This window comes from Deltaproteobacteria bacterium, from assembly GCA_016210005.1.
Taxonomy (GTDB): Bacteria; Desulfobacterota; Binatia; order HRBIN30; family JACQVA1; genus JACQVA1.
The window spans coordinates 1-18,514 of sequence record JACQVA010000100.1 but is presented as its reverse complement, the minus strand read 5'-3'; the positions used below and the strand labels follow the sequence as shown (position 1 = coordinate 18,514).

The 18,514-nt window shown below is 67.8% G+C and carries 11 protein-coding genes; 9 read left to right on the top strand and 2 right to left on the bottom strand.

Annotation, left to right across the window (positions count from 1 at the left end; genetic code table 11):
• Positions 1 to 26: 26 nt before the first annotated feature.
• The 8 genes from HY699_09975 to HY699_09940 all read left to right on the top strand — a co-directional run bounded on the left by HY699_09975 (position 27) and on the right by HY699_09940 (position 14,497).
• The gene (locus tag HY699_09975) at positions 27 to 941 is read left to right on the top strand and encodes a protein-glutamate O-methyltransferase CheR (protein MBI4516126.1); all 915 of its coding nucleotides are present in this window, start codon (positions 27 to 29) and stop codon (positions 939 to 941) included.
• Positions 941 to 4,240 (top strand): Hpt domain-containing protein, encoded by a 3,300-nt coding sequence (locus HY699_09970; GenBank protein MBI4516125.1) that lies wholly within the window; start codon positions 941 to 943, stop codon positions 4,238 to 4,240. Before HY699_09975 ends, HY699_09970 begins: the two co-directional genes overlap by 1 nt.
• A 26-nt stretch (positions 4,241 to 4,266) precedes the next feature.
• Positions 4,267 to 5,472: a chemotaxis-specific protein-glutamate methyltransferase CheB gene (cheB, locus tag HY699_09965; protein MBI4516124.1), complete on the top strand. Its 1,206-nt coding sequence runs from the start codon at positions 4,267 to 4,269 to the stop codon at positions 5,470 to 5,472.
• 12 nt (positions 5,473 to 5,484) lie between these two features.
• Positions 5,485 to 10,524 (top strand): response regulator, encoded by a 5,040-nt coding sequence (locus tag HY699_09960; GenBank protein ID MBI4516123.1) that lies wholly within the window; start codon positions 5,485 to 5,487, stop codon positions 10,522 to 10,524.
• A gap of 119 nt (positions 10,525 to 10,643) precedes the next feature.
• Complete coding sequence (locus HY699_09955) at positions 10,644 to 10,892, top strand: hypothetical protein (GenBank protein MBI4516122.1); 249 nt, start codon at positions 10,644 to 10,646, stop codon at positions 10,890 to 10,892.
• A 206-nt stretch (positions 10,893 to 11,098) separates the two neighbouring features.
• Entirely contained in the window at positions 11,099 to 11,785 is a 687-nt protein-coding gene (radC, locus tag HY699_09950) for a DNA repair protein RadC (protein ID MBI4516121.1), read from the top strand.
• 70 nt (positions 11,786 to 11,855) lie between these two features.
• Complete coding sequence (locus HY699_09945; GenBank protein ID MBI4516120.1) at positions 11,856 to 13,199, top strand: alanine racemase; 1,344 nt, start codon at positions 11,856 to 11,858, stop codon at positions 13,197 to 13,199.
• A gap of 98 nt (positions 13,200 to 13,297) precedes the next feature.
• On the top strand, positions 13,298 to 14,497 hold the full coding sequence (locus HY699_09940; GenBank protein ID MBI4516119.1) for a hypothetical protein: 1,200 nt from the start codon (positions 13,298 to 13,300) through the stop codon (positions 14,495 to 14,497).
• Between the two features lie 128 nt (positions 14,498 to 14,625).
• Here the strand turns inward: HY699_09940 and HY699_09935 are convergent, their stop codons facing one another.
• Positions 14,626 to 16,320, bottom strand: a complete 1,695-nt coding sequence (locus HY699_09935) for a thioredoxin fold domain-containing protein (GenBank protein ID MBI4516118.1) — start codon at positions 16,318 to 16,320, stop codon at positions 14,626 to 14,628.
• 117 nt (positions 16,321 to 16,437) lie between these two features.
• On the opposite strand from HY699_09935, the gene HY699_09930 reads away from it, so the two are divergent.
• Positions 16,438 to 17,019: an acyloxyacyl hydrolase gene (locus tag HY699_09930; GenBank protein MBI4516117.1), complete on the top strand. Its 582-nt coding sequence runs from the start codon at positions 16,438 to 16,440 to the stop codon at positions 17,017 to 17,019.
• Positions 17,020 to 17,029: 10 nt separating this feature from the next.
• On the opposite strand, the gene ribB is transcribed toward HY699_09930, so the two are convergent.
• Positions 17,030 to 18,274 carry a 3,4-dihydroxy-2-butanone-4-phosphate synthase gene (ribB, locus tag HY699_09925; protein ID MBI4516116.1) on the bottom strand — a complete coding sequence of 415 codons (1,245 nt, stop codon included), beginning with the start codon at positions 18,272 to 18,274 and terminating at the stop codon, positions 17,030 to 17,032.
• Positions 18,275 to 18,514: the final 240 nt, after the last annotated feature.

The window sequence follows — 18,514 nt, the reverse complement described above, 5'->3', positions numbered from 1 at the left end:
GGCGCCGTGCTCCCGCGTAGGTGGCCATGACACGCACCCTTGAACTTCCGGAGTGGCAGGTGGCCTGGGTGCGTGACACCGTGGCGGCTCGCTGCGGCCTGTACCTGGGCGGGCCACACGAGTCATACCTGAACAATCAGGTGGCCGCGCGCCTGCGCGAGTTGCGGATCGGTTTCGGCGACTACGCCCGCCTGGTGCAGGAAAGCCCCGCCGGCGGCGGCGAGCTGCAGACACTGATCGAACGATTGTGCATTCACGAGACCAGCTTCTTGCGCGACCTGGCGCATTTCCATGCCCTGGCGCGCTTCATCTTCCCCCAGCTGGTGCGTGAAACACTTCGTGACGGCCGGCGGCGGGTGCGCTTGGTCAGCGCCGGCTGCTCGACCGGACAAGAGGCCTACTCGATGGCCATGATCGCCGAAGAGTCACGGCCCTTGCTCGAAGAACTCGAAGTCGAGCTGGTCGGTTTGGACGTCAGCGGCGAGGCTATCGACAAAGCGGCGCGCGGACTCTACCCCGCTCGCGATGTCGCCATGCTCGAGTCCTGGCGGCGCGAGCGCTACTTCCGCCCGGCCGGCCAGCACTACGAGGTCAGCCCCGAACTGCGGCGGGCGGTGCGCTGGCTGCGCTGCAACCTCGCCGATGCCCTGCCGATCACCCAGGTCGACGTCATCTTCTGCCGCAACGTGCTGATCTACTTCCAGGGCACCCAGCGCGATGGCGTGGTGCGCAACTTGGTGGCGGCGCTGCGGCGCGGCGGCTTCTTCGTCGCCGGCTTCGCCGATTCCCTGCAAGCCTACCGCGATATCCTCGAGCCCATTCGCACTAACGGCACGGTCATCTTTCGCCGCATCGTGCGGCCGGCCGCCAACTTCGGGCTGGGTGCCGAACTCCCCGGCTCGAACCGCTTGGCCGCCAGCGGAACCAGGAGCGTACGCTAATGGCCGACCGCTTTACCATCGACTCGATCAAGGACCTGTTCCGCGATGACGTGCGGCGCTTCGCCCAAGGCATGCGCGAGCGGCTGGCGCAATTGCTCAGTAACCCGAACGACTCAGTCGCGCTCGATGAGCTGCGCGCACTTGGGCATTCGCTCAAAGGCACCGCCTCACTGGTGGGGTTGACCTACCTCAGCCGAGTCGGGGCCGTGGTCGACCGCGTGGCCGAGGTGGCCAGCACCTACCTCAACAGCGATGTCGGCGAAGCGCTCGCGATCTTTCGCCAAATGCAGGACGCGCTTGCGCTCATCGAACCCTTGCTCGACGATTGCCTCGCCGGCGCCAACCCCGAGACGCAAGAAAACCTCTACACCGAAATGGTGATGGGATTCTCACCGCGGGTGCGTAGCTACCTGCACGAGGTGGACGTCTTTGCCGCCGGCAAGACCGAAGCGGCCGAGGAGTCCCTGTCGCAGGTACCGCCGGGCGAGAGCGCGACGGACGATGCCGCCGAGGCGGCCGGCCCCGGCGATGGCGATGCGGAAGCCGATGAGGCCTGGGCCAAAGAGCTGGCGGAGGTTTTCGCGGCCGAGCTCGAATCGTACCTCGAACGGGTACCGGAGCTGGTAGCGCGCCTGGCGGCGGCGGAGACCCAGTCGGCGGCCTGCCACCAGCTGTCGCGGATCTTTCACACCATCAAAGGCTCCGCGGCGATGGTGGGCTTGGAAGACCTCTCGAAGATCGCCAAACAGCTCCAAGACGGCTTCGGCGCTGCCGCGGAACAGCCCGAGCTGATTCCGCTGTCGGCCGAGTTCCTCGCCAACGCACAAGCGGCGATGGGCCGGCTGTTCGCTGCCGCCAACCAGCAGGCACCGGAGCTGCCGGCGCCGGTGGTGCCGCTGCCGGCAGCCGCCGATGCCGCGGGCGTCGCACTCGAGCGCGAGTTGCTCGACGCCTTTACCATCGACGCCACCGAGGCCATCGAGGCTTGCGAACAACTACTGCTGGATCTGGAACATCAGCCCGATGATCGCACGCTGCTCCAGGCGCTGTTCCGCCACTTCCACACGCTCAAGGGCGCCGCCGCAGCCGTTGGCCTCGAAAGCGTGTCCGGCCAGCTCCATCATGGTGAATCTCTGCTTGACGCCGTGCTTGACGGCGAGCTGGCGGTCGATGCCGCCCGCTTGGTCGATTTCCTGTTCCGGCTGACCGACTCGGTCACCGAACTGATCAACCGCAGCCGCGGCGTGCACGATGAGCAGCGTGCCGTAATCAGCGACGTGGCCGCGGAAGTCGCCGCCCTGACCACCGCGACGCCGGCCGCGGCCGGCGCGGAAGCGTTGGAACCGGCGCTGTTGCCGGCGGGTGAGCCCGAAGCCCCGGCGCTCTCCGAAGCCCTGGCGGCGCGCGCCTCGGACGCCGAAACCAATATCGTACGCGTACAGGCCGCCCGCCTCGATGCCTTGATGAACCAAGTCGGCCAGCTGGTGGTCAGCCGCACCCGCATGGACCGTAAGATCCAGGCCTTCGGTGAATTGCGCGAGAAGCTCTATTATTCGCGCACGCGCTTGGCGGAGATCATCGAAGGCTTTCAGGAGCGCTACGAATTCAATACCGGCGACCGCCCGGTCGCTCTGGCCGCGCGCGCGGCCGGCAGCGATAGCGAGGGCGGCCGGGCGACGCCGGAAGATGATTTCTTCACCGACCTCGAGTTCGACAAATACGACGACTTCAACATCCTCGCCCGCAGCGTGATCGAGTTGGCCACCGACACCGGCGAGATCGCCGACCAGCTCGGTACCTTCATCGATGCCTTCGGTGAAGAAGCACGCCAGTTCTCCAAGATCACCTCCGGCCTGCAGCGCCAAATCACTCGCTTGCGCCTGGTGCCGCTCGACACCCTGTTCCGCCGGCTGCTGCGACCGGTGCGCGATGCCGCCCGGCAAGAGGGGAAACTGGTCGATCTGCATTTCGAGGGCTCCGACGTGCAACTCGACAAGTCCATCGTCGAGTCGCTCTACGCCCCCCTGCTGCACATGGTCCGCAATGCCGTCTCCCACGGTATCGAGTCACCGGTGATGCGGCAGAAGCGGGGTAAACGGACGGTCGGCGAGATCCGGCTGGTAGCCAGCCAGCGCCACAACAGCGTCCTGCTGGCGGTACACGACGACGGCGGTGGTATCGATTTCGAGGCGGTTCTCGCCCGCGGGCGCGCGCTCGGGCTGATTGAACCCTACGTCAGCCCCAACCGCGAGCAGCTGCTGCCGCTGATCTTCCGCGCCGGCTTCAGTACCGGGGCGACGGTGACCGACATCTCGGGGCGCGGTGTGGGTATGGACGTGGTCGCGCGTGAGATTGCCGCGCTCAACGGCAGCCTGTTGGTGGATTCGAAGGACCTCCAGGGTACCACGATCCGCGTCGCGCTGCCGACCACCACCTCGATCGACGAAGTGCTGCTGCTGGAGAGCGGACCGCAGGTGTACGGCTTGCCGGTCGATTTCGTCGAGCAGGTAATCGCCATCGACATGAGTGACCTCGTGTTGGTCGACGGCCAGCGCATGCTGAAGGTGCGCAACGAGCTGCTGCCGGTGTTGCTGATGGCACCGCTGGTAGGCGAGAACGTTCCCGCCACTGCCGCCGTCGCTGTAGTCCTGCGCGCCGGTGATCGCGCCATGGCGTTGATCGTCGATCGCGTCCAGGCGCAGCAGGAAGTGGTGATCCGACCGCTCGGGCGCGTGCTCGAGGCCCATCCGTTCCTGTCGGGGGCAACGATTTCCGGCGCCGGCGCCGTGATCTTCGTACTCCACGTCGGCCGGCTCTTCGACGTGCTGGCCTCAGTGGCCGATCGCCAGGCCACCTTCATCATGGCCGAGGCCTCCGACCAGGCCCCGGTCGAGGCTCGTTCCATCTTGGTGGTCGACGACTCGATCAGCGTGCGCAAGCTGGCGGCGCGCTTTCTCGAAAGCGCCGGCCTCGAAGTCGACACCGCCGTCGATGGGCTCGACGCCCTGGAGAAGCTCGCCAGCGGCCGCTTCCGCCTAGTAGTGACCGACCTCGAGATGCCGCGCATGCACGGCTACGAGTTGATCACCGAAATTCGCCGCCATCCGCGCTTCCAGGAGTTGCCCGTGATCGTCTGTAGCTCGCGCTCGAGTGACAAGCACCGGCGCCGCGCGCGCGAGGCGGGCGCACAAGGCTACATCACCAAACCGTTCACCAAGGAACAGCTGCTGATCGAGATCGAACGACTCACACAGGGCAGCCCCGCGCCTGACCCCGGCGCTCCTGCGGTGGCGGATTAGCACTTCAAGGGGGGGGATGGTTCGCCATGCCGGCATCAGGGGTGAGGGCTCTGGCTGAGGACGATGGGACGGCCGAACGCGCGCGGCGCTTGCGCGTGGTGGTGGCCGACGACTCCGGCATGATGCGCCGGACGATTACCCACATCCTGCAAGCTGAAGGCGATATCGAAGTCATCGCAACGGCGCGCGACGGCGCCGAAGCGATCGAGCTGACCCAACGGCTGCGCCCGGACGCCGTCACCATGGACGTGAACATGCCGCACGTCGACGGCCTGCGTGCCACCGAGGTCATCATGGGGCGCCATCCGGTCCCGATTGTCATTATCAGCTCGTACACCAAACGCGGCGGCAAGGCGGCGGCTCAGGCGATGACCTACGGTGCGGTGGAGATCGTGGAGAAACCGTCGCGAGTCGGTGTCAGCTTGGACTTGGACCTGCAAGCGGAGGAGATTCGCTTCAAAGTACGAGCCGCCGCCCGCGTGCGGGTGGTGCGCAGCGCTGCCTTCGGCATGATGCGGCGGCCGGCGGCGGTGGCACCGTTGAGCAGCACCCACGAACCGCAGCGGCCCCGCGTCGAGCGCAAAGAGAAGCCCGGCAAGAAGGAGCTGCTGCCGATCGTGGCAATTGGCTCCTCGACCGGCGGCCCGGCTGCGCTGGGGGAAATGCTGCCGTCGATCCCGTTCGGATTTCGCGGCTGCCTATTGATCGTCCAGCACATGCCGCCGGGCTACACCAGCGACTTGGCCCATTGCCTGGACCAGCGCTGCGCCTTGACCGTGGTCGAGGCGCGCCATGGCGACCCGTTGGTGCCCGGGGTTGCTTACATTGCCCCCGGCGGTCTGCACATGGAGGTCGCCGACGAGCACATCAAGCTGCACGCCGGCGGCCGGCGCAACCTGCACCGCCCCAGCGTCGATGTACTGTTCGACAGCCTGCGCGCCGTCGCCCACCGCGTGCAAGCGGTACTGCTGAGCGGCATGGGCGACGACGGCGTGGAGGGGATGAAAGCCTTGCGCAGCAACGGCGCGGCCGCATTGGCGCAGGACGAACCTAGCTCGGTGGTTTGGGGCATGCCGGGGGCGGCGGTGAAGGCGGGCTGCGCCGCCTTGCAGTTTCCCCCGGCACGCCTGGCCGAATACCTGTGCGCGGCCGTCGGCGTCGACGGCCGGCCGGCCGCGCCGGTGACTGAATTATCGTGCGTGGTCATCGACGACCGCCGGGCGTCGGTGTGAGTGGACCGTGTAATGACCGATCAGGACGATTCCGAACTGCCGAGCGCGAAACCGGCTTCCGTTGCGAGCGAGACGCCGCCGACACTCGAAGATCTGGTTTGCCTGCAGTCGACCGTCGAGGAGCTGCGCCGCGAGCGCGACGCCTTGATTCGGCGGGTGCAGGCCGCCGAGAGCGGCAGCCGCGAGAAGGGCCAACTCACCGAGTCACGCCTGCGCGAAGCGTTGGCGCAGGTTGACGCATTGAAGCGAAGCGCGCAGGCCGTGCGTGCGCGCGCGGAAGGCGAGGTCCAAAGCGCCGCTAGGCGGGCCGAGCAGTGGCAGGAAATATTGCTACAGACACGCACCGCGGCCGAGCAACTCCAGGGCAGCAACGCCGAGTTGAACGCCGCCCTCGAGACGGCGCAGTGCCGCATCGCGGATCTGGAGACCGAGAGCGCCATCCATGTCGCCGAGATCGAACGGCAGCAGGAGGAGCAGGCCGCCGCCGCGGCTGCCGTCGCGGCCCTGACCGCCCAAGTCGCCCAGGTGCAGCAGCAGTTGGCCGAGCGCGAACGCTCGGCGGAGGCCGCGGCGGCGCAACTGGGTGAGCAGCAGCAGACCCTGGCGGCGCTGCAGGCGCAACAAGCCGGCGCGGAAGAAACGTTGCGCATTCTGCATGCCGACCGCGACCAGATGCAGGTAGCGCTCGCACAGGCGCGCCAGCAATTGGCGGATGAGACCGGGGCGCGACAGGCGCTGCGGCAACAGCTGGGGCAACTCGATGGCGACCTTGCCGCCGCGTGCGCGCGCGAACAAGGACTCGCGGCCGCGCTCGACGAGTTGCGCCAGACCCATGAACAGGCGCAGGCGGACACCGCCGCGCGCCTGCTGGCGCTGAGCGAACAGCTCAGTGGTGAAGTGCAGCAACGCGCCGAAGCCGCCGAGCAGTTGGCGAGCGCGCGCGCAGAGCACGCGGCTGAGCTGAGCGCTTGGCAAGAGACGGCCGCGCAACGCGAGGCCGAGCTAGTGGCCGCGCGCGATGCCCTGGCCGAGCAACTGGCCGGCGAAACGGCGACGTTCCAACAGCGTGAGCAGGAGCTGAGCACGGCCCTGTCAGCACTGCGCCAGGGACGAGAGCAGGCACAGGCACAGGCGCAGGCGCTCAATGAACAGCTGGCGGTGCAAGCACAACAGCGCGCTGACTTGGCAGAGCAGCTGGAGCGTGCAAGCGCCGCTTGCGCCGCTGAACAGCAACAGCGTGGCGAAGCGCTGGCGCAGCTGGAGGCGGAGCGCGCGGCGCACGCGGCGGAGTTGAGCGGCTGGCAAGAGACCGCGGCGCAACGCGAGGGCGAGCTGGTGGCGGCGCGCGACGCCGTAGTCAAGCAGCTGGCGGGCGAGGTCGATGCCTTTAGGCAACGTGAGCAAGAACTGAGCGCGGCGCTGGCGGCCGCGCAGCAAGCACAGGCGCTGGCTTCGGCCGACGGCCAAGCCCGGGTGCAACAGCTCAACGACCAACTCGCCGCCGCGCGGCAGCAGAGCGCGGGGTTAGCTCAGCAAATGGAGGCGGCCGCGGCGGCGCACTCAGCCGAGTCGAAGCGCTGGCAGGAAACGGCGGCGCAGCGCGAGGCAGACTTGGCTGCGGCCCACAACCAGGCGACGCGGCAACTCAACGCTGAACTCGACGAACTTCGTGCTCGCGAGCAGGAGCTGAGCACGGTGCTGGCGGAGGTGCGGGAAACGCACGAGCGGACGCGGGCGGAGGCGCAGGTGCAGCTGCACTCGCTCAATGAACAGCTAGTGGCCGAACAGCACCGGCGGGCGCAGGCGGCGGAGCAGCTGGAAAAGACCAGCGCGGCCCAGGCCGCCGAGTTGAGCAGCTGGCAAGAGACGGCGGCGCAACGCGAGGCCGAGTTGGTGGCCGCGCGCGACGAGGCGGCGCGGCAGTTCGAGGCGCAGCTGGCCGCGTTGCGCCAGCGCGAGCAGGAGCTGAACACCGCGCTGGAAGAGTCGCACCACACCCAAGCGGCGGCGCGGGGTGACGCCGCGGCGCGCTTGCAATCGCTTGAGGCACAGCTGGCCGAGGCCCAACAACAGCGCGCCTGCCTGGCTGAGCAACTGGCGGCGGCCGCTACCGCCCAGACGGCGGAGCTGAACGCCTGGCAGGAGACCGCCAGCCAGCGCGAAGCCGAATTGGTGGCCGCCCGCGATGAGGTCGCTCGCCAGCTCGAAGAGGCGCAGTCGGAAGCCCTGACGGCACGCGAGGAAGTCACCACACTGGGCGAGCGCCTGCGCGGGTTGGAAGCCGAGCTGCTGGCGGCCACTCAGCTGCGCGCCGAGATCGAGCAGGAGCTGGGCGCGCTGCGCGAGGAGCGCGAACGCGAACGGGCGCTCTTCGAGGCCGCCGCCCGCCAACGCGAGGATGAACACCGGCAGGCGCTGCAAGCAGTGCAGGGAGCGCTGGAAGGTGATCGCTCGGCGCTGGTGGACCGTTTGGCGGCCATCGAAGCCGACCGCGATGCACGCGTGCGCCAGTGCGGCGACCTGGAGCGGGCGCTCACCGAGTTGCGCGCTGCGGGGGCGGCGGAGGCGGAGGCGGAGCGCGCTCGGGTCGCGGAACTGGAGGCGGAATGCGCCCAGCGTGAGCACGTCATCAAGCAGCTCAACCGCGACGCTGAAGCCCTTTCGCAATGGTACAGCGCGGAGCTGCAAACGGCGACCGAAGCCACCCGCACGGCCCGCGAGCGCGAGGCCGAACTGGTCGCGGTCCAGGAGCAACTACAGCGCGAACTCGATGGCATCCGTGCCGATTTCGCCACCGGCCAAGTGAACGTGGAGGTGGCGCAGGTCAGGCAACGGACGTTCGAGGAGCAGCTCAGCACGCGGGCCGCCGAGAACGAAGCGCTGAGCCGGCAGCTGACCGAGCTGCAAGCTGTCCTCGGCGAGCGCACCGAAGCCTTGGAAAGCGTGAGTGCCGAGAGCGAGCGCGCGCGCCGGCGCTACGATGAACAGCTGCAAGCCGCGGCCGCGCTGGCGCAGGAGCGCGAAAAGAGCCTGGGTGCAACGCAGGCGGCGCTCGCAACCGAGCTGGCAGCGGCGCGGGATGAGCTGGAGAAACGCCGCATCGCGATGGAAGCCGTGCGGGTACAGGTGCGCGCCCTCGAAACCCAGTTGGCCGAGCGCGACACCGTGAGGACCTCGCTCTCGAATCGCATTGCCTCGCTGGAAGAGGAACTGCGGGTGCGGCAAGCACGCGTGGCCCAGCTCGAAGCCGCGGCGAGCAACGGTGCCGGCGAGGGGTCGCGGGACGAGGCCGCCGGCCAACGCGAAGCGGAGCTGGTGGCCGCGCGCGAAGAAATGGCAGGGCAACTTGCGGCGGAGCAAGCGCGGGCGGACGACGCCCGCGCCCAAGCCGTGGCCTTGGCCGAGCGGGTGCGGACCTTGGAGGCCGATCTCGGCGCGGCGCACACGGGTTTGCGTAGCGGCGAGCTCGCCTGGCAAGCCGCGCAACTGCAGCTCCAACGCGAATTGGAAGCGGTTCGCGCCGATGCGGCGCAACGCTCGGCCACCATCGAAGCCATCCAGGCCGAGTTGCGCGCGCTCCAGGCGACCGTTCCGGAAGGCGAGGTCGGCCAGTACCGTGCCGCGCTGGCAGCGGCCGAGCGCCGCAACGCCGAACTGACGCATTACCTCGAAACCGTCCAGGAGCAAACCGTCAGTGCGCTCCAGGCACAAGAGACCATGGCGGGGCGGATCGCAGAGCTCGATGGCGAGCGCCGTGACCTGCTGTTGCGTGTGGATCAGATGACCGCACTGACCGGCCAGCTCGAACGCGAGTGCGAACGGCTGCGGCGGCCACGCCCCGCGGGCGACGAGTCCCGCAAGCAGAAGGCCGACATCACCCGGCTGGAGACAAAGATCGCCGAGATCGAACGGCAACACGGCGAGGCCGTACAGCGGCATTCGGCAGCCGTCGCCGGCTACATGGTGGAGCTGAACCAGCGCAACGAGGCCTTGCAAGCACGCGTGCAAGAAGTGCAGCGGCTGAGCGATGAGCTCGGCCTTACTCGCCAAGCGTGTGATGACGCCATCGCGCAGCTGGCGGCGATGCGGGTGGAACGGGCCGAGATCGAACAGCAGCTCCAGGAATTGCGCGCGCTGACGGCGGGGTCGCCGCGGCCGAAAGCGGAGGAGAGCGCGCCGGCGGCAGCGCCGCGGCCGGCTGCGGCGGCACCGGCGGCGACGCCACGCCCCGGCGCACCGTCCCGGCCGGCAGCGGCGGCGGCAGCCGCGGCAGCACCAGCCGGCGCGGCCCGGCGCCCGATCACGACCTCCGGCCCGCTTACCTTCGTCCATCTCGAAGAGAACAAAGCCTTCCGCGACTCGGTGCGTGAGGTGCTCACCCGCGTGCCCGGGTCCAACTACCTCAACGCCTTGGACAACAAGCGCCCGGCCGGCCCCGGCGTTCAGATGCTGGCGGTCAACCTGCTCAACCGCGCCCCGGATCCGCTCGCCGCCATCCAGGCGACGGCTGATGAAGAATACGGCGACGTCTTCGCCTACTGTGCCGATGGCTCGTGCGGTTTTGCCTTCGGCCCGGTCGATTTCTTCGTTCCCCCGATCGACCCCGACAGCTGCGTCACCCGCTTGCTCGAGCGCCGCGGGGCGGTGCAGCGGCTGTTGGCCGTCAGTGACAACGTCGAGATGACCGGCGCGCTGCGCGAGGTGTTGGCGCGCGTGCGCTGCTCGACTTCGGTGGCCTTCGACGTGCGCCAAGCCGTCGATCTGCTGCCGATGATCAAGCCCGACGTGGTGTTGGTGGACTTCGCGCTGCCGCGCGGCGAGGGCCTACGGCTGATCAGCCGGCTGCGCTCCGACGCCAAGCTGCGTGATCTGCCCATCGCCGTGCTGCTGCCGGATGCCACCAGCATGGCCGATTTCCGCCAGCAAGCGCTGCGTGCGGCCCGCGAGCTGCCGATGTCGGCGAGCCAACTAGTCCAGGCCTTGGGCCGCCATCTCGGCGTGCCGGTGCCGGGGGCGGAGGCCAAGAGCGCCAAGCTGGCACAGACCGCTTAGGGCGGCTATTTCGGGCTAACTGATGGTGTTGCCGCTACTGGGCTGATTGCTGCTCGCCGGTAGTGGTGCTATCGAAGCGGCTGCCTGCCGATTCCCGACTGTCATAAGGAGATGATCATATGCGTACCCTGGTTCTGACCCTGCTGGTTGCAGGCGTGGTTATGATGATGCCGCTGGCGGCGTTCTCGACAGTGAACTGTGAGCAAGTGCGGCGCTACCTGAGCACCGGCCGCTCGGCTGAAGATGTGGCCGAGACCATGGTGATCAGCATCGACGAAGTGAAGAAATGCCAGCAGGCCGGCTCGGGTGAGCAGAAGCCGGCGCCAAAGCAAGCCCCCGCACCCAAGCCCGCAGCCGGCGAAAAATAGCGGGCACGAGCCCGCTGGCGTTCGGCGGCGGCAGGGGCGCGGGCCCGAATTCGTCGCGCGAGCTGCGGCAAGGCAAGCAGCTTGGGCCAGAGGATTTTCTGCCGCTTGCCCAGCGGTAGACTGCTTGTCATGTCTAGCCACAGTGGCGGTCGTCCACTTTGGCTGCGGCTCGATGGCGGCGTTGCCGGCGGGGTATAGGGCGCGCCATGTCGGGTGTCAGCATCAAGCAGTGGCCACGCGGCGATCGGCCGCGGGAAAAGCTACTCGAGCGCGGGGCGAGCTCACTGTCCAACGCCGAGCTGCTGGCGATCTTGTTGCGTACCGGCCTGCGCGGGCGCAGCGCGCTCGATCAGGCCCGCGCCCTGATGGAGAAGTGCGGCAATGACTGGCGACAGCTGGCGACCCTAGGGCCGGGCGAGTTGCAGCGCATCGACGGCCTTGGCGAAGCCAAGATCGCCGAGATTCTCGCCGTGCTGGAGATCGCCAAGCGTTACGGCGAACGCGAATTCGCCCCAGGCGATTCCCTGCATGGGAGTTATGACGTCTACGCCCATTACCGCGAGCGGCTAGCCGAGGAGCGGCGCGAGCACTTCTACGCCGTGCTGCTCGACAACAAGCACCGCAAGATCAAAGACGTGCCGGTATCGCTCGGCTCGCTGACCGCTAGCATCGTGCACCCGCGCGACGTGTTTGCCCCGGTGGTACGCGAATCGGCGGCGGCGGTCGTCTTCGTCCACAACCACCCCAGCGGCGACCCCACGCCGAGCAAGGAAGATATCGAAATCACCCGCCGCCTGCGCGAGGTCGGCGACCTGGTCGGCGTCCGCGTGCTCGATCACATCGTGATCGGTAGGGGCCGTTACGTCAGCTTCGTTGACGACGGCTACTGGTGACGTGCGGCTTTTCCGGCGCCCGCTATTCAGCTTGCCTTTAGCCGGGCCGGGGCGCTACAAATTACAGTAGATGTTCGACCCGGCCGCTTCCCCCGCCCGCCCCACCCCTGGCGGCGTCACGCCTGAAGCCGCCGATCTGTGCGGTCTGGCCGAGCGTACCGGAACCCCCGCATACGTCTTGTTCGAGCAGACACTGCGCGACGGTTACGCCGCGCTGCAAGCGGCGCTGGCCACGGCTGAGCCGGTGCGGCTCTACTACTCGGTCAAATCGAATTTCGAGACCGGCGTACTGGCAGCGTTGTGCGATCTCGGCTGCGGGGCCGAGATCTCCGGGAGCGTTGAACGGCTGGCGATCGAACGCGCGGGCTTCCCCTGGCGGCGGGTGATCGTCGACGGCCCGTTGAAAGACGAGCAGGAACTGACCCGGGCAATCGATGGCGGGGTGCATCTAATCAACGTCGAGTCCGAGGCTGAGATTGCCACCGTCGGCCGGCTCGCTCGGCGGGCCGGGCGCCGCGTGCGCATCGGCGTACGCATCGGACCACTGCGGCGGCCGGCCGCCCGCCACCTAGTCTTGCGATCTTACGAGCACAAGTTCGGTTTCCGGCTGAGCGAGGTGGAGAGCCTGGCGGAAGTGATCAGGCGCGCGGGCGAACTCGAGTGGGCGGGGTTGATGACCCATGTGGGCTCGCAGGTCACGCATGCCGAGCCTTACTTGCAGGCTCTGGAGGAATGCTTCGGCGTCGCCGCCAGGCTGCGCCAGCGCGGCGTTCACATCGAGGAGATAAATCTCGGTGGCGGCCTGCCGGCGGACACGATGGTCAACTTGCGCGTGGCCCGCCGCTTCGGTCTGGCGCCGCTGTGGGAGCGGCTGGGGTGGTTGCAAGCGGGGGCGCAATCGAGCCTGAGCCTCGCGCAGCGCATGGCGGAGCACGCCATCGCCTTGCGCCGCCAGCATCAGCTGCCGGCCGTGCTGGCCCTGGAGCCGGGCCGGACCTTGGTGGCCGGAGCCGGGCTCATGCTGGGACGGGTGCGGGTGGTGAAGCCGCCCTGGGTTTACATCGATGTGAGTTTGAACGACCTGCCCGAGAAGCTCTCCTTTTCCGAATGGCGGTTGAAGCTGCCGGCACACGCCGGCGCCGCGGCCACGCGGAGGTGGCATTTCGCCGGCCCAACCTTGGCGGCGCAGGACGTGTTGCTTTACAACCATCCGGCGCCGGCGCCTGAGTGCGGGGATACGGTGGCGATCTTGGATACCGGGGCCTATTCGATTGCCCGCGCCAATCAGTTCACCCGTCCGCGAGCGCCGGTCTATTTCGTTGACCGGCACGGCCAGCTGCACCTGATCCGCCGCGCGGAAACTGCTGCCGACGTGTTGCACACCCAGTTGCCCGTCGGGCACAGCGGGTATTGAGCCTGGCACAGGTCATCGAAAGCACGGATAGGACGGGTGTGTTCTGTGCCTCGGTGGTTCCACGTCTGTTGCGCTTACGAGGACCGATAGGAGCGGCGGTGGAAGACCAGCAGCTGTCGCCGGCGGTGATCATTCCCGACAACCTTACCGCGTTGGGGTTGGTGCGCAGTCTGGCCGCCCGCGGTGTGCCGTGCACGGTGGCGGCGACGAGCGCGTTGGGCCCGGCACAGTACTCGCGCTACTCCCGCGCCGTGGCCTGCCCGCCGGCCGAAGCCGGACGCGCGTTCGTCGAGGGCTTGAGCGCGATCGGGCGCGGGCTTGCGACTCGGCCAGTGCTGTTCGTGGCCGATGAATCAACGCTCATGGCCGTTGCCCGCCATCGCCAGGAACTCGCCGCGTATTATCGGCTGACGATCCCGGCGGCCGCACAACTGGCGGGCTTGCAGTCGAAGCTACGGCTGTACGAGCTGGCCGCTGCCGCCGGCGTACCGACTCCGGAGACCTGGGAGATCAACGGCGACGAAGTGCCGGCCGGGCTACCCTATCCATTGGTGCTTAAGCCGGAACACCGAGTGATCTGGACGGGCAACTCGTGCCTGCGCTCGTTTCGCGAGGAATTCGGCGCGAAGGCCTTGCTGGTGCGCGACGCCACCGCGGCACAGCAAGTGGTTACCCGGGCTCACGCCTTGGGGTTCGCCCTGCTGCTGCAACGGCCCATCGCCGGCGCCGTGACTGACTTGGTCACCGCCGGTGTATTTGCCGGCCACGACGGCACGCGGGCGCTGTTTACCGCTCGCAAGCTGGCGCAGGTGCCGCACGACTTCGGCGACGGCTCGGTGGTGGAGGGCGTGCCGCTGCCCGCGGTCGAGGCGCTGACATGGCGCTTGGTCGATCACGCCGGCTTTGTTGGTTTGGCCGACATCGAGTTCAAGCACGATGCCGCGGACGGGCAACTCAGGCTGCTCGACTTCAATCCTCGCCCGTGGCTGTGGATCGAGCTGGCCGCACGCTGCGGGGTCAACCTGCCGTACCTGCTGTACTGCGAGACCATCGGGCGCAATGGCCAGCCGGTGCCGAGCCAGAGCCCGGCGTGCGTCAAGTGGGGCTCCTTGCGGGCACTACTGCGCACCCTGCATCAAGCCGGCGCGGGACAACGGTTGCAGGCGTTGCGCACCTGGCGCGGTGCGACCATGGGCGGAGCGTTCGCGCGCGGTGACGTGCTCTGGCGCATGCTGGTGCAGCCGCGCTTTTGGCGCGCGGCACTACAAGCCGCCCGCCGGCCCGCGGCCGAACTGTAGCGCCGGCGCCGCAAGACAACTCAGCGCTGCGCGCAACTGGCGCCAGCAGTTGCTTCGAGAAACCGCATGCACGAACGACAGAATTTCTGCTCGTCCCGCAAAGATTTCCGGGCACGGCCTTGGTACTCTTAACCGGCCTTGGCCATTGCGGCCAGCAACTCCTCTGCGGAGGTGTAACCGACCATCCTGGCGACTTCCTTGCCGCCGGCGTCGAATACGAGCAGTGTCGGCACGCCGCGGACGTCGAATTGTTCGAGCAGCGCCTGGTTTTGCTCGTTCTCCTCGGTCACGTCGGCGTGCACCATCTCGAAGCGCGCGGCGGCCTGGACCACTTGGCGGTCGACGAAAGTGGTGCGAGCCATGTCGCGGCAGGGCAGACACCACTCGGCGCCGAAATCGAGCACCACCGGCCGGTTGCCAGCCCGCGCCGTCTGGAGAACGGCCGAGTCCAGCTGCCGCCACGCGATCGCGCTCTCGGCCGGCGGCGGCCAACCGAGCCACAAAGCCAGCGCAATCGCCGTCAGTCCCACTGCTTGTTTCAATTGGCGGAAGACCGGCAGAGCGCGCCCGCAGGGGTCAACGAAACCGAGGTAGATGCCGGCGATGACCATCAAAGCTGGAACGACGAAGCCCCGCACCGTTGGTGGCAACAACGGCGCGACAAAATAGGCCGCCATCCCCAACAGCACGAAGCCGAAGAGCCGCTCGGTCCAGAGCAGCCACTCGCCCGAACGCGGCAAGCGGCGCAGCGAACCCGCCGCCATCGCCAGCACGAGGTACGGCAGCCCCATGCCGCACCCGAGGGCAAAGAACAGCAGGAAGCCGAGGAGTGCGTCCTGCCGCGTTCCGACCGCGACCAAGAGCGCCAGCACCAGCGGGCCGATGCAGGGCGCGGCCACGATGCCCATGGTCAGCCCCATGAAGGCCGCGCCCCCAACTCCGTGGGCCGTGCCGCCGGCCCAGCGCAAGAGCGCCGCCGGTGGCTGCAACTGGTAGAGCCCGAAGGAACTGAGGGCTAGCATAACCATGACCGTGGCGATGCCGGCCAGCACCGCCGGCCGCTGCAGCGCGGCGCCGAACAAGCCGCCAGAGAGCGCCGCCGCGGTTCCCAGTGCCGCAAAAGACAGCGCCACCCCGAGCACGTAGACCACGGCCAGCAGCGCCGTCTGCCCGGCGTGATCACGGCTGCGGCCGCCGAAGTACGACACCGTAACCGAAATCAGCGGGTACACACATGGAGTTAGATTGAGCCCGACGCCGAGCAGAGCCACTGCCAGCAGCGTGAACAGCAGGCCGCGCTCATCGAGCCAACGGCTGACGGCAGTGTCGGCAGCCGCCGCCGGCGCGCGCGCCGGCGCCAGCCCCTCAGGCGCGACCGCGACTTCGCTGCCGACCGGCACCCAGAGCTCCGCCGTCGTCGTGGCCGGCGGCAAACAGGTGGTGTCATTGCAGGCCTGGTAGCGCAGCTTCGCGACGAGGCGAATACGCATGCTGGCAAGGTCCGCCGGCACATGTAACCCGCTGGCCAGGCCGAGTTTGCCCTCGTAGACCAAGAGCTCCTTGCCCTGCGCGAAGGTGAATGCCTTGCGGTCGGGCGGCGGGTATTGAATAGGCTCCGCGGTGAGCCCTGGCGGTAACTCCAGGGTCGCTGCAGTGGGGATTAGGTAGGCATCGGTAGGCTTGTGGGCGTTAATGTGCCAGCCGGGCTCGATGAGGGCGAAGATATCCAGCGGCATCAAGCCGCCGCGCGGCGCCGACTCGCCGGTTGCCTCCAGGGATAGCGTCACTTTGGCGGGTGCCGCGAGCGCTGCTGGCACGGACATGAGGCACAACGCGACGGTACACAGTACCAACCAGCGCGCGGCGAGCCACTTGCCTGCCAGCCGATGGCGATATAACAGTTGCGCCAACGTCATCGCGCCCAGGATAGGAATGCTTCGATGCTGCGCCGTTCTATAGTTGTGCCTGTGCTGGTGCTGCTCGCAGCGCTGTCGCGGCCGGTGGCGGCCGAGGACAACGGCCGTCAGGGGCTGCAATCGTTCGGCTTGCGCAGCGCCTTCGGTCAAACCGACCGCAGCGGGATCACCATGGCGTCGCTGTTGCCGCGGCTCACGTTGTTCTTTCCGGCAGCGATCGACCGGCCGCTGGCCGATCGTCATTGGCAGGCCGAGATGGTATTCGAGCCGATCGTTTCGTACATCAATGCCGACACGGAAATGGTCGAAGCCGGGGCCAACCTGCTGTTCGTCTCGCTCAGCTACGACCGCGGGCAACGCCTGGTGCCGTTTCTCGAAGGCGGCGAGGGGCTGCTCTACACCGACTTGACCGGCGGTGGCTTGGGCACCCACTTCCAGTTCAGCTCGCAGGTGGGCGGGGGGGCGCATTGGTTCCTCGACCGAACGACCGCACTGACGCTGTCCTATCGAATGCGTCACATCTCGAACGCCGGCATCAGCCGCGAGAACAGCGGGCTCAACACCGATTTCTTCTCCATCGGCCTGTCGATCTTCCCGAAGCGGTGAGCGCGGCGATTCAGCGTAGGGGGGCGACTTTGCGGGCCGCGCCTGGGCGAGGGCGGGCCGCTTTGGCGGGTGCACCGGCTTTGGCCGGCACGCTCAACGGTACACACTCGACGATCTCCAGGCCGTACCCCGGCAGGCTGATCATGCGCCGGGGGTAGTTGGTCAACAGGCGGATCTTGCCGACACCGACATCGCGAAGGATTTGCGCGCCGATGCCGTACTCGCGAAACTCCGCCTGCCGCGCGATCGGGTCGGTGCTGGGGCGGCGGACGTCCTGCCGCGCCTGGCGGCTGCTACGCCCGTTCGGAGCCAGCATTTCAGCACTGCGTCCTTCTTGGCGCAGGTAGAGAATCACGCCGCGCCCCTCTTTGGCCACCATTTCCATCGCCTGGTGAATCAACGCGCCGGTGTTGCGCGCCACCAGACCGAACACGTCGCCCGGCACGTACTCCGAGTGAGCGCGTACGAGAACCGGCTCATTGGGTCCGATTTCGCCTTTGACCAGTACCAGGTGCTCACCGTCGTCGACGTCGGTGTGGTAGACGTAAGCGCGGAACTCGCCGCCGTAGCGGCTGCGCAGCCGCGCCTCGGCGGCGCGGTGGACCAGCGAATCACAGCGCATCCGGTACTCGATCAGGTCTGCCACCGTGCACAGCTTGAGCCCGTGCACCGCCGCGAAGCGTTCGAGGTCCGGCAGCCGTGCCATCGTGCCGTCATCCTTCATGATCTCGCAGATGACGCCGGCGGGCTTGAGGCCCGCCAAGCGAGCGAGGTCGACCACGCCCTCGGTTTGCCCGGTACGTACCAATACCCCGCCCTTGCGTGCGCGCAGCGGGAACACGTGGCCCGGCACCACCAGATCTTCCGCTCGAGCACCGTCACGCACCGCGGTCTGGATCGTGACGGCACGGTCCACGGCTGAAACCCCGTTGCCGATGCCGCGGCGGGCATCGATCGAAACGGTGAAGGCGGTGCCCAGCGGGGCGCGGTTTTCCGCCACCATCATCGTCAACCCCAGTTCGCGGATGCGCTCCTCGGTAAGCGCCAGGCAGATCAGACCGCGCGCGTACTTGGCCATGAAGTTGATGGCTTCGGAGGTGACCTTCTCCGCCGCGATGCAGATGTCGCCCTCGTTCTCGCGGTTCTCATCGTCCATGAGGATGACCATACGGCCGGCTCGCAGGTCGGCGATGGCATCCTCGATCGGGCTGATACGCCGGGCGCGCTTCGGGGGCTCGCGAAAAGAGGTGAACATAGGTGCTCAAAACCTATAGCGCGCGGCTCAGGCTATGGCAAAGCAGGGGTCGGAGAGCGTTACAGAAGGGTGTGCGACAAATTTGTGGGTAACGTGCAGCCGACCGGGCGAATCCTCACCAGTCTGACAGTACTGTGTACTGTCAGGCCGAGGCCCATGGCCGAAAGGGACGCAATCTGTCGTTCCCGCGAAACGGAAAGCGGGAATCCACGGCACCGGCTCGCTACGACCCGCCAGCGC

Excerpts from the sequence above, each read along its gene's own strand:
- HY699_09935 (MBI4516118.1), bottom strand. The coding sequence starts at position 16,320 with ATGTCCGTGCCAGCAGCGCTCGCGGCACCCGCCAAAGTGACGCTATCC.
- HY699_09945 (MBI4516120.1), top strand. The coding sequence starts at position 11,856 with ATGTTCGACCCGGCCGCTTCCCCCGCCCGCCCCACCCCTGGCGGCGTC.
- radC (MBI4516121.1), top strand. The coding sequence starts at position 11,099 with ATGTCGGGTGTCAGCATCAAGCAGTGGCCACGCGGCGATCGGCCGCGG.
- HY699_09960 (MBI4516123.1), top strand. The coding sequence starts at position 5,485 with ATGACCGATCAGGACGATTCCGAACTGCCGAGCGCGAAACCGGCTTCC.
- HY699_09930 (MBI4516117.1), top strand. The coding sequence starts at position 16,438 with ATGCTGCGCCGTTCTATAGTTGTGCCTGTGCTGGTGCTGCTCGCAGCG.
- ribB (MBI4516116.1), bottom strand. The coding sequence starts at position 18,274 with ATGTTCACCTCTTTTCGCGAGCCCCCGAAGCGCGCCCGGCGTATCAGC.
- HY699_09970 (MBI4516125.1), top strand. The coding sequence starts at position 941 with ATGGCCGACCGCTTTACCATCGACTCGATCAAGGACCTGTTCCGCGAT.
- cheB (MBI4516124.1), top strand. The coding sequence starts at position 4,267 with ATGCCGGCATCAGGGGTGAGGGCTCTGGCTGAGGACGATGGGACGGCC.
- HY699_09955 (MBI4516122.1), top strand. The coding sequence starts at position 10,644 with ATGCGTACCCTGGTTCTGACCCTGCTGGTTGCAGGCGTGGTTATGATG.
- HY699_09975 (MBI4516126.1), top strand. The coding sequence starts at position 27 with ATGACACGCACCCTTGAACTTCCGGAGTGGCAGGTGGCCTGGGTGCGT.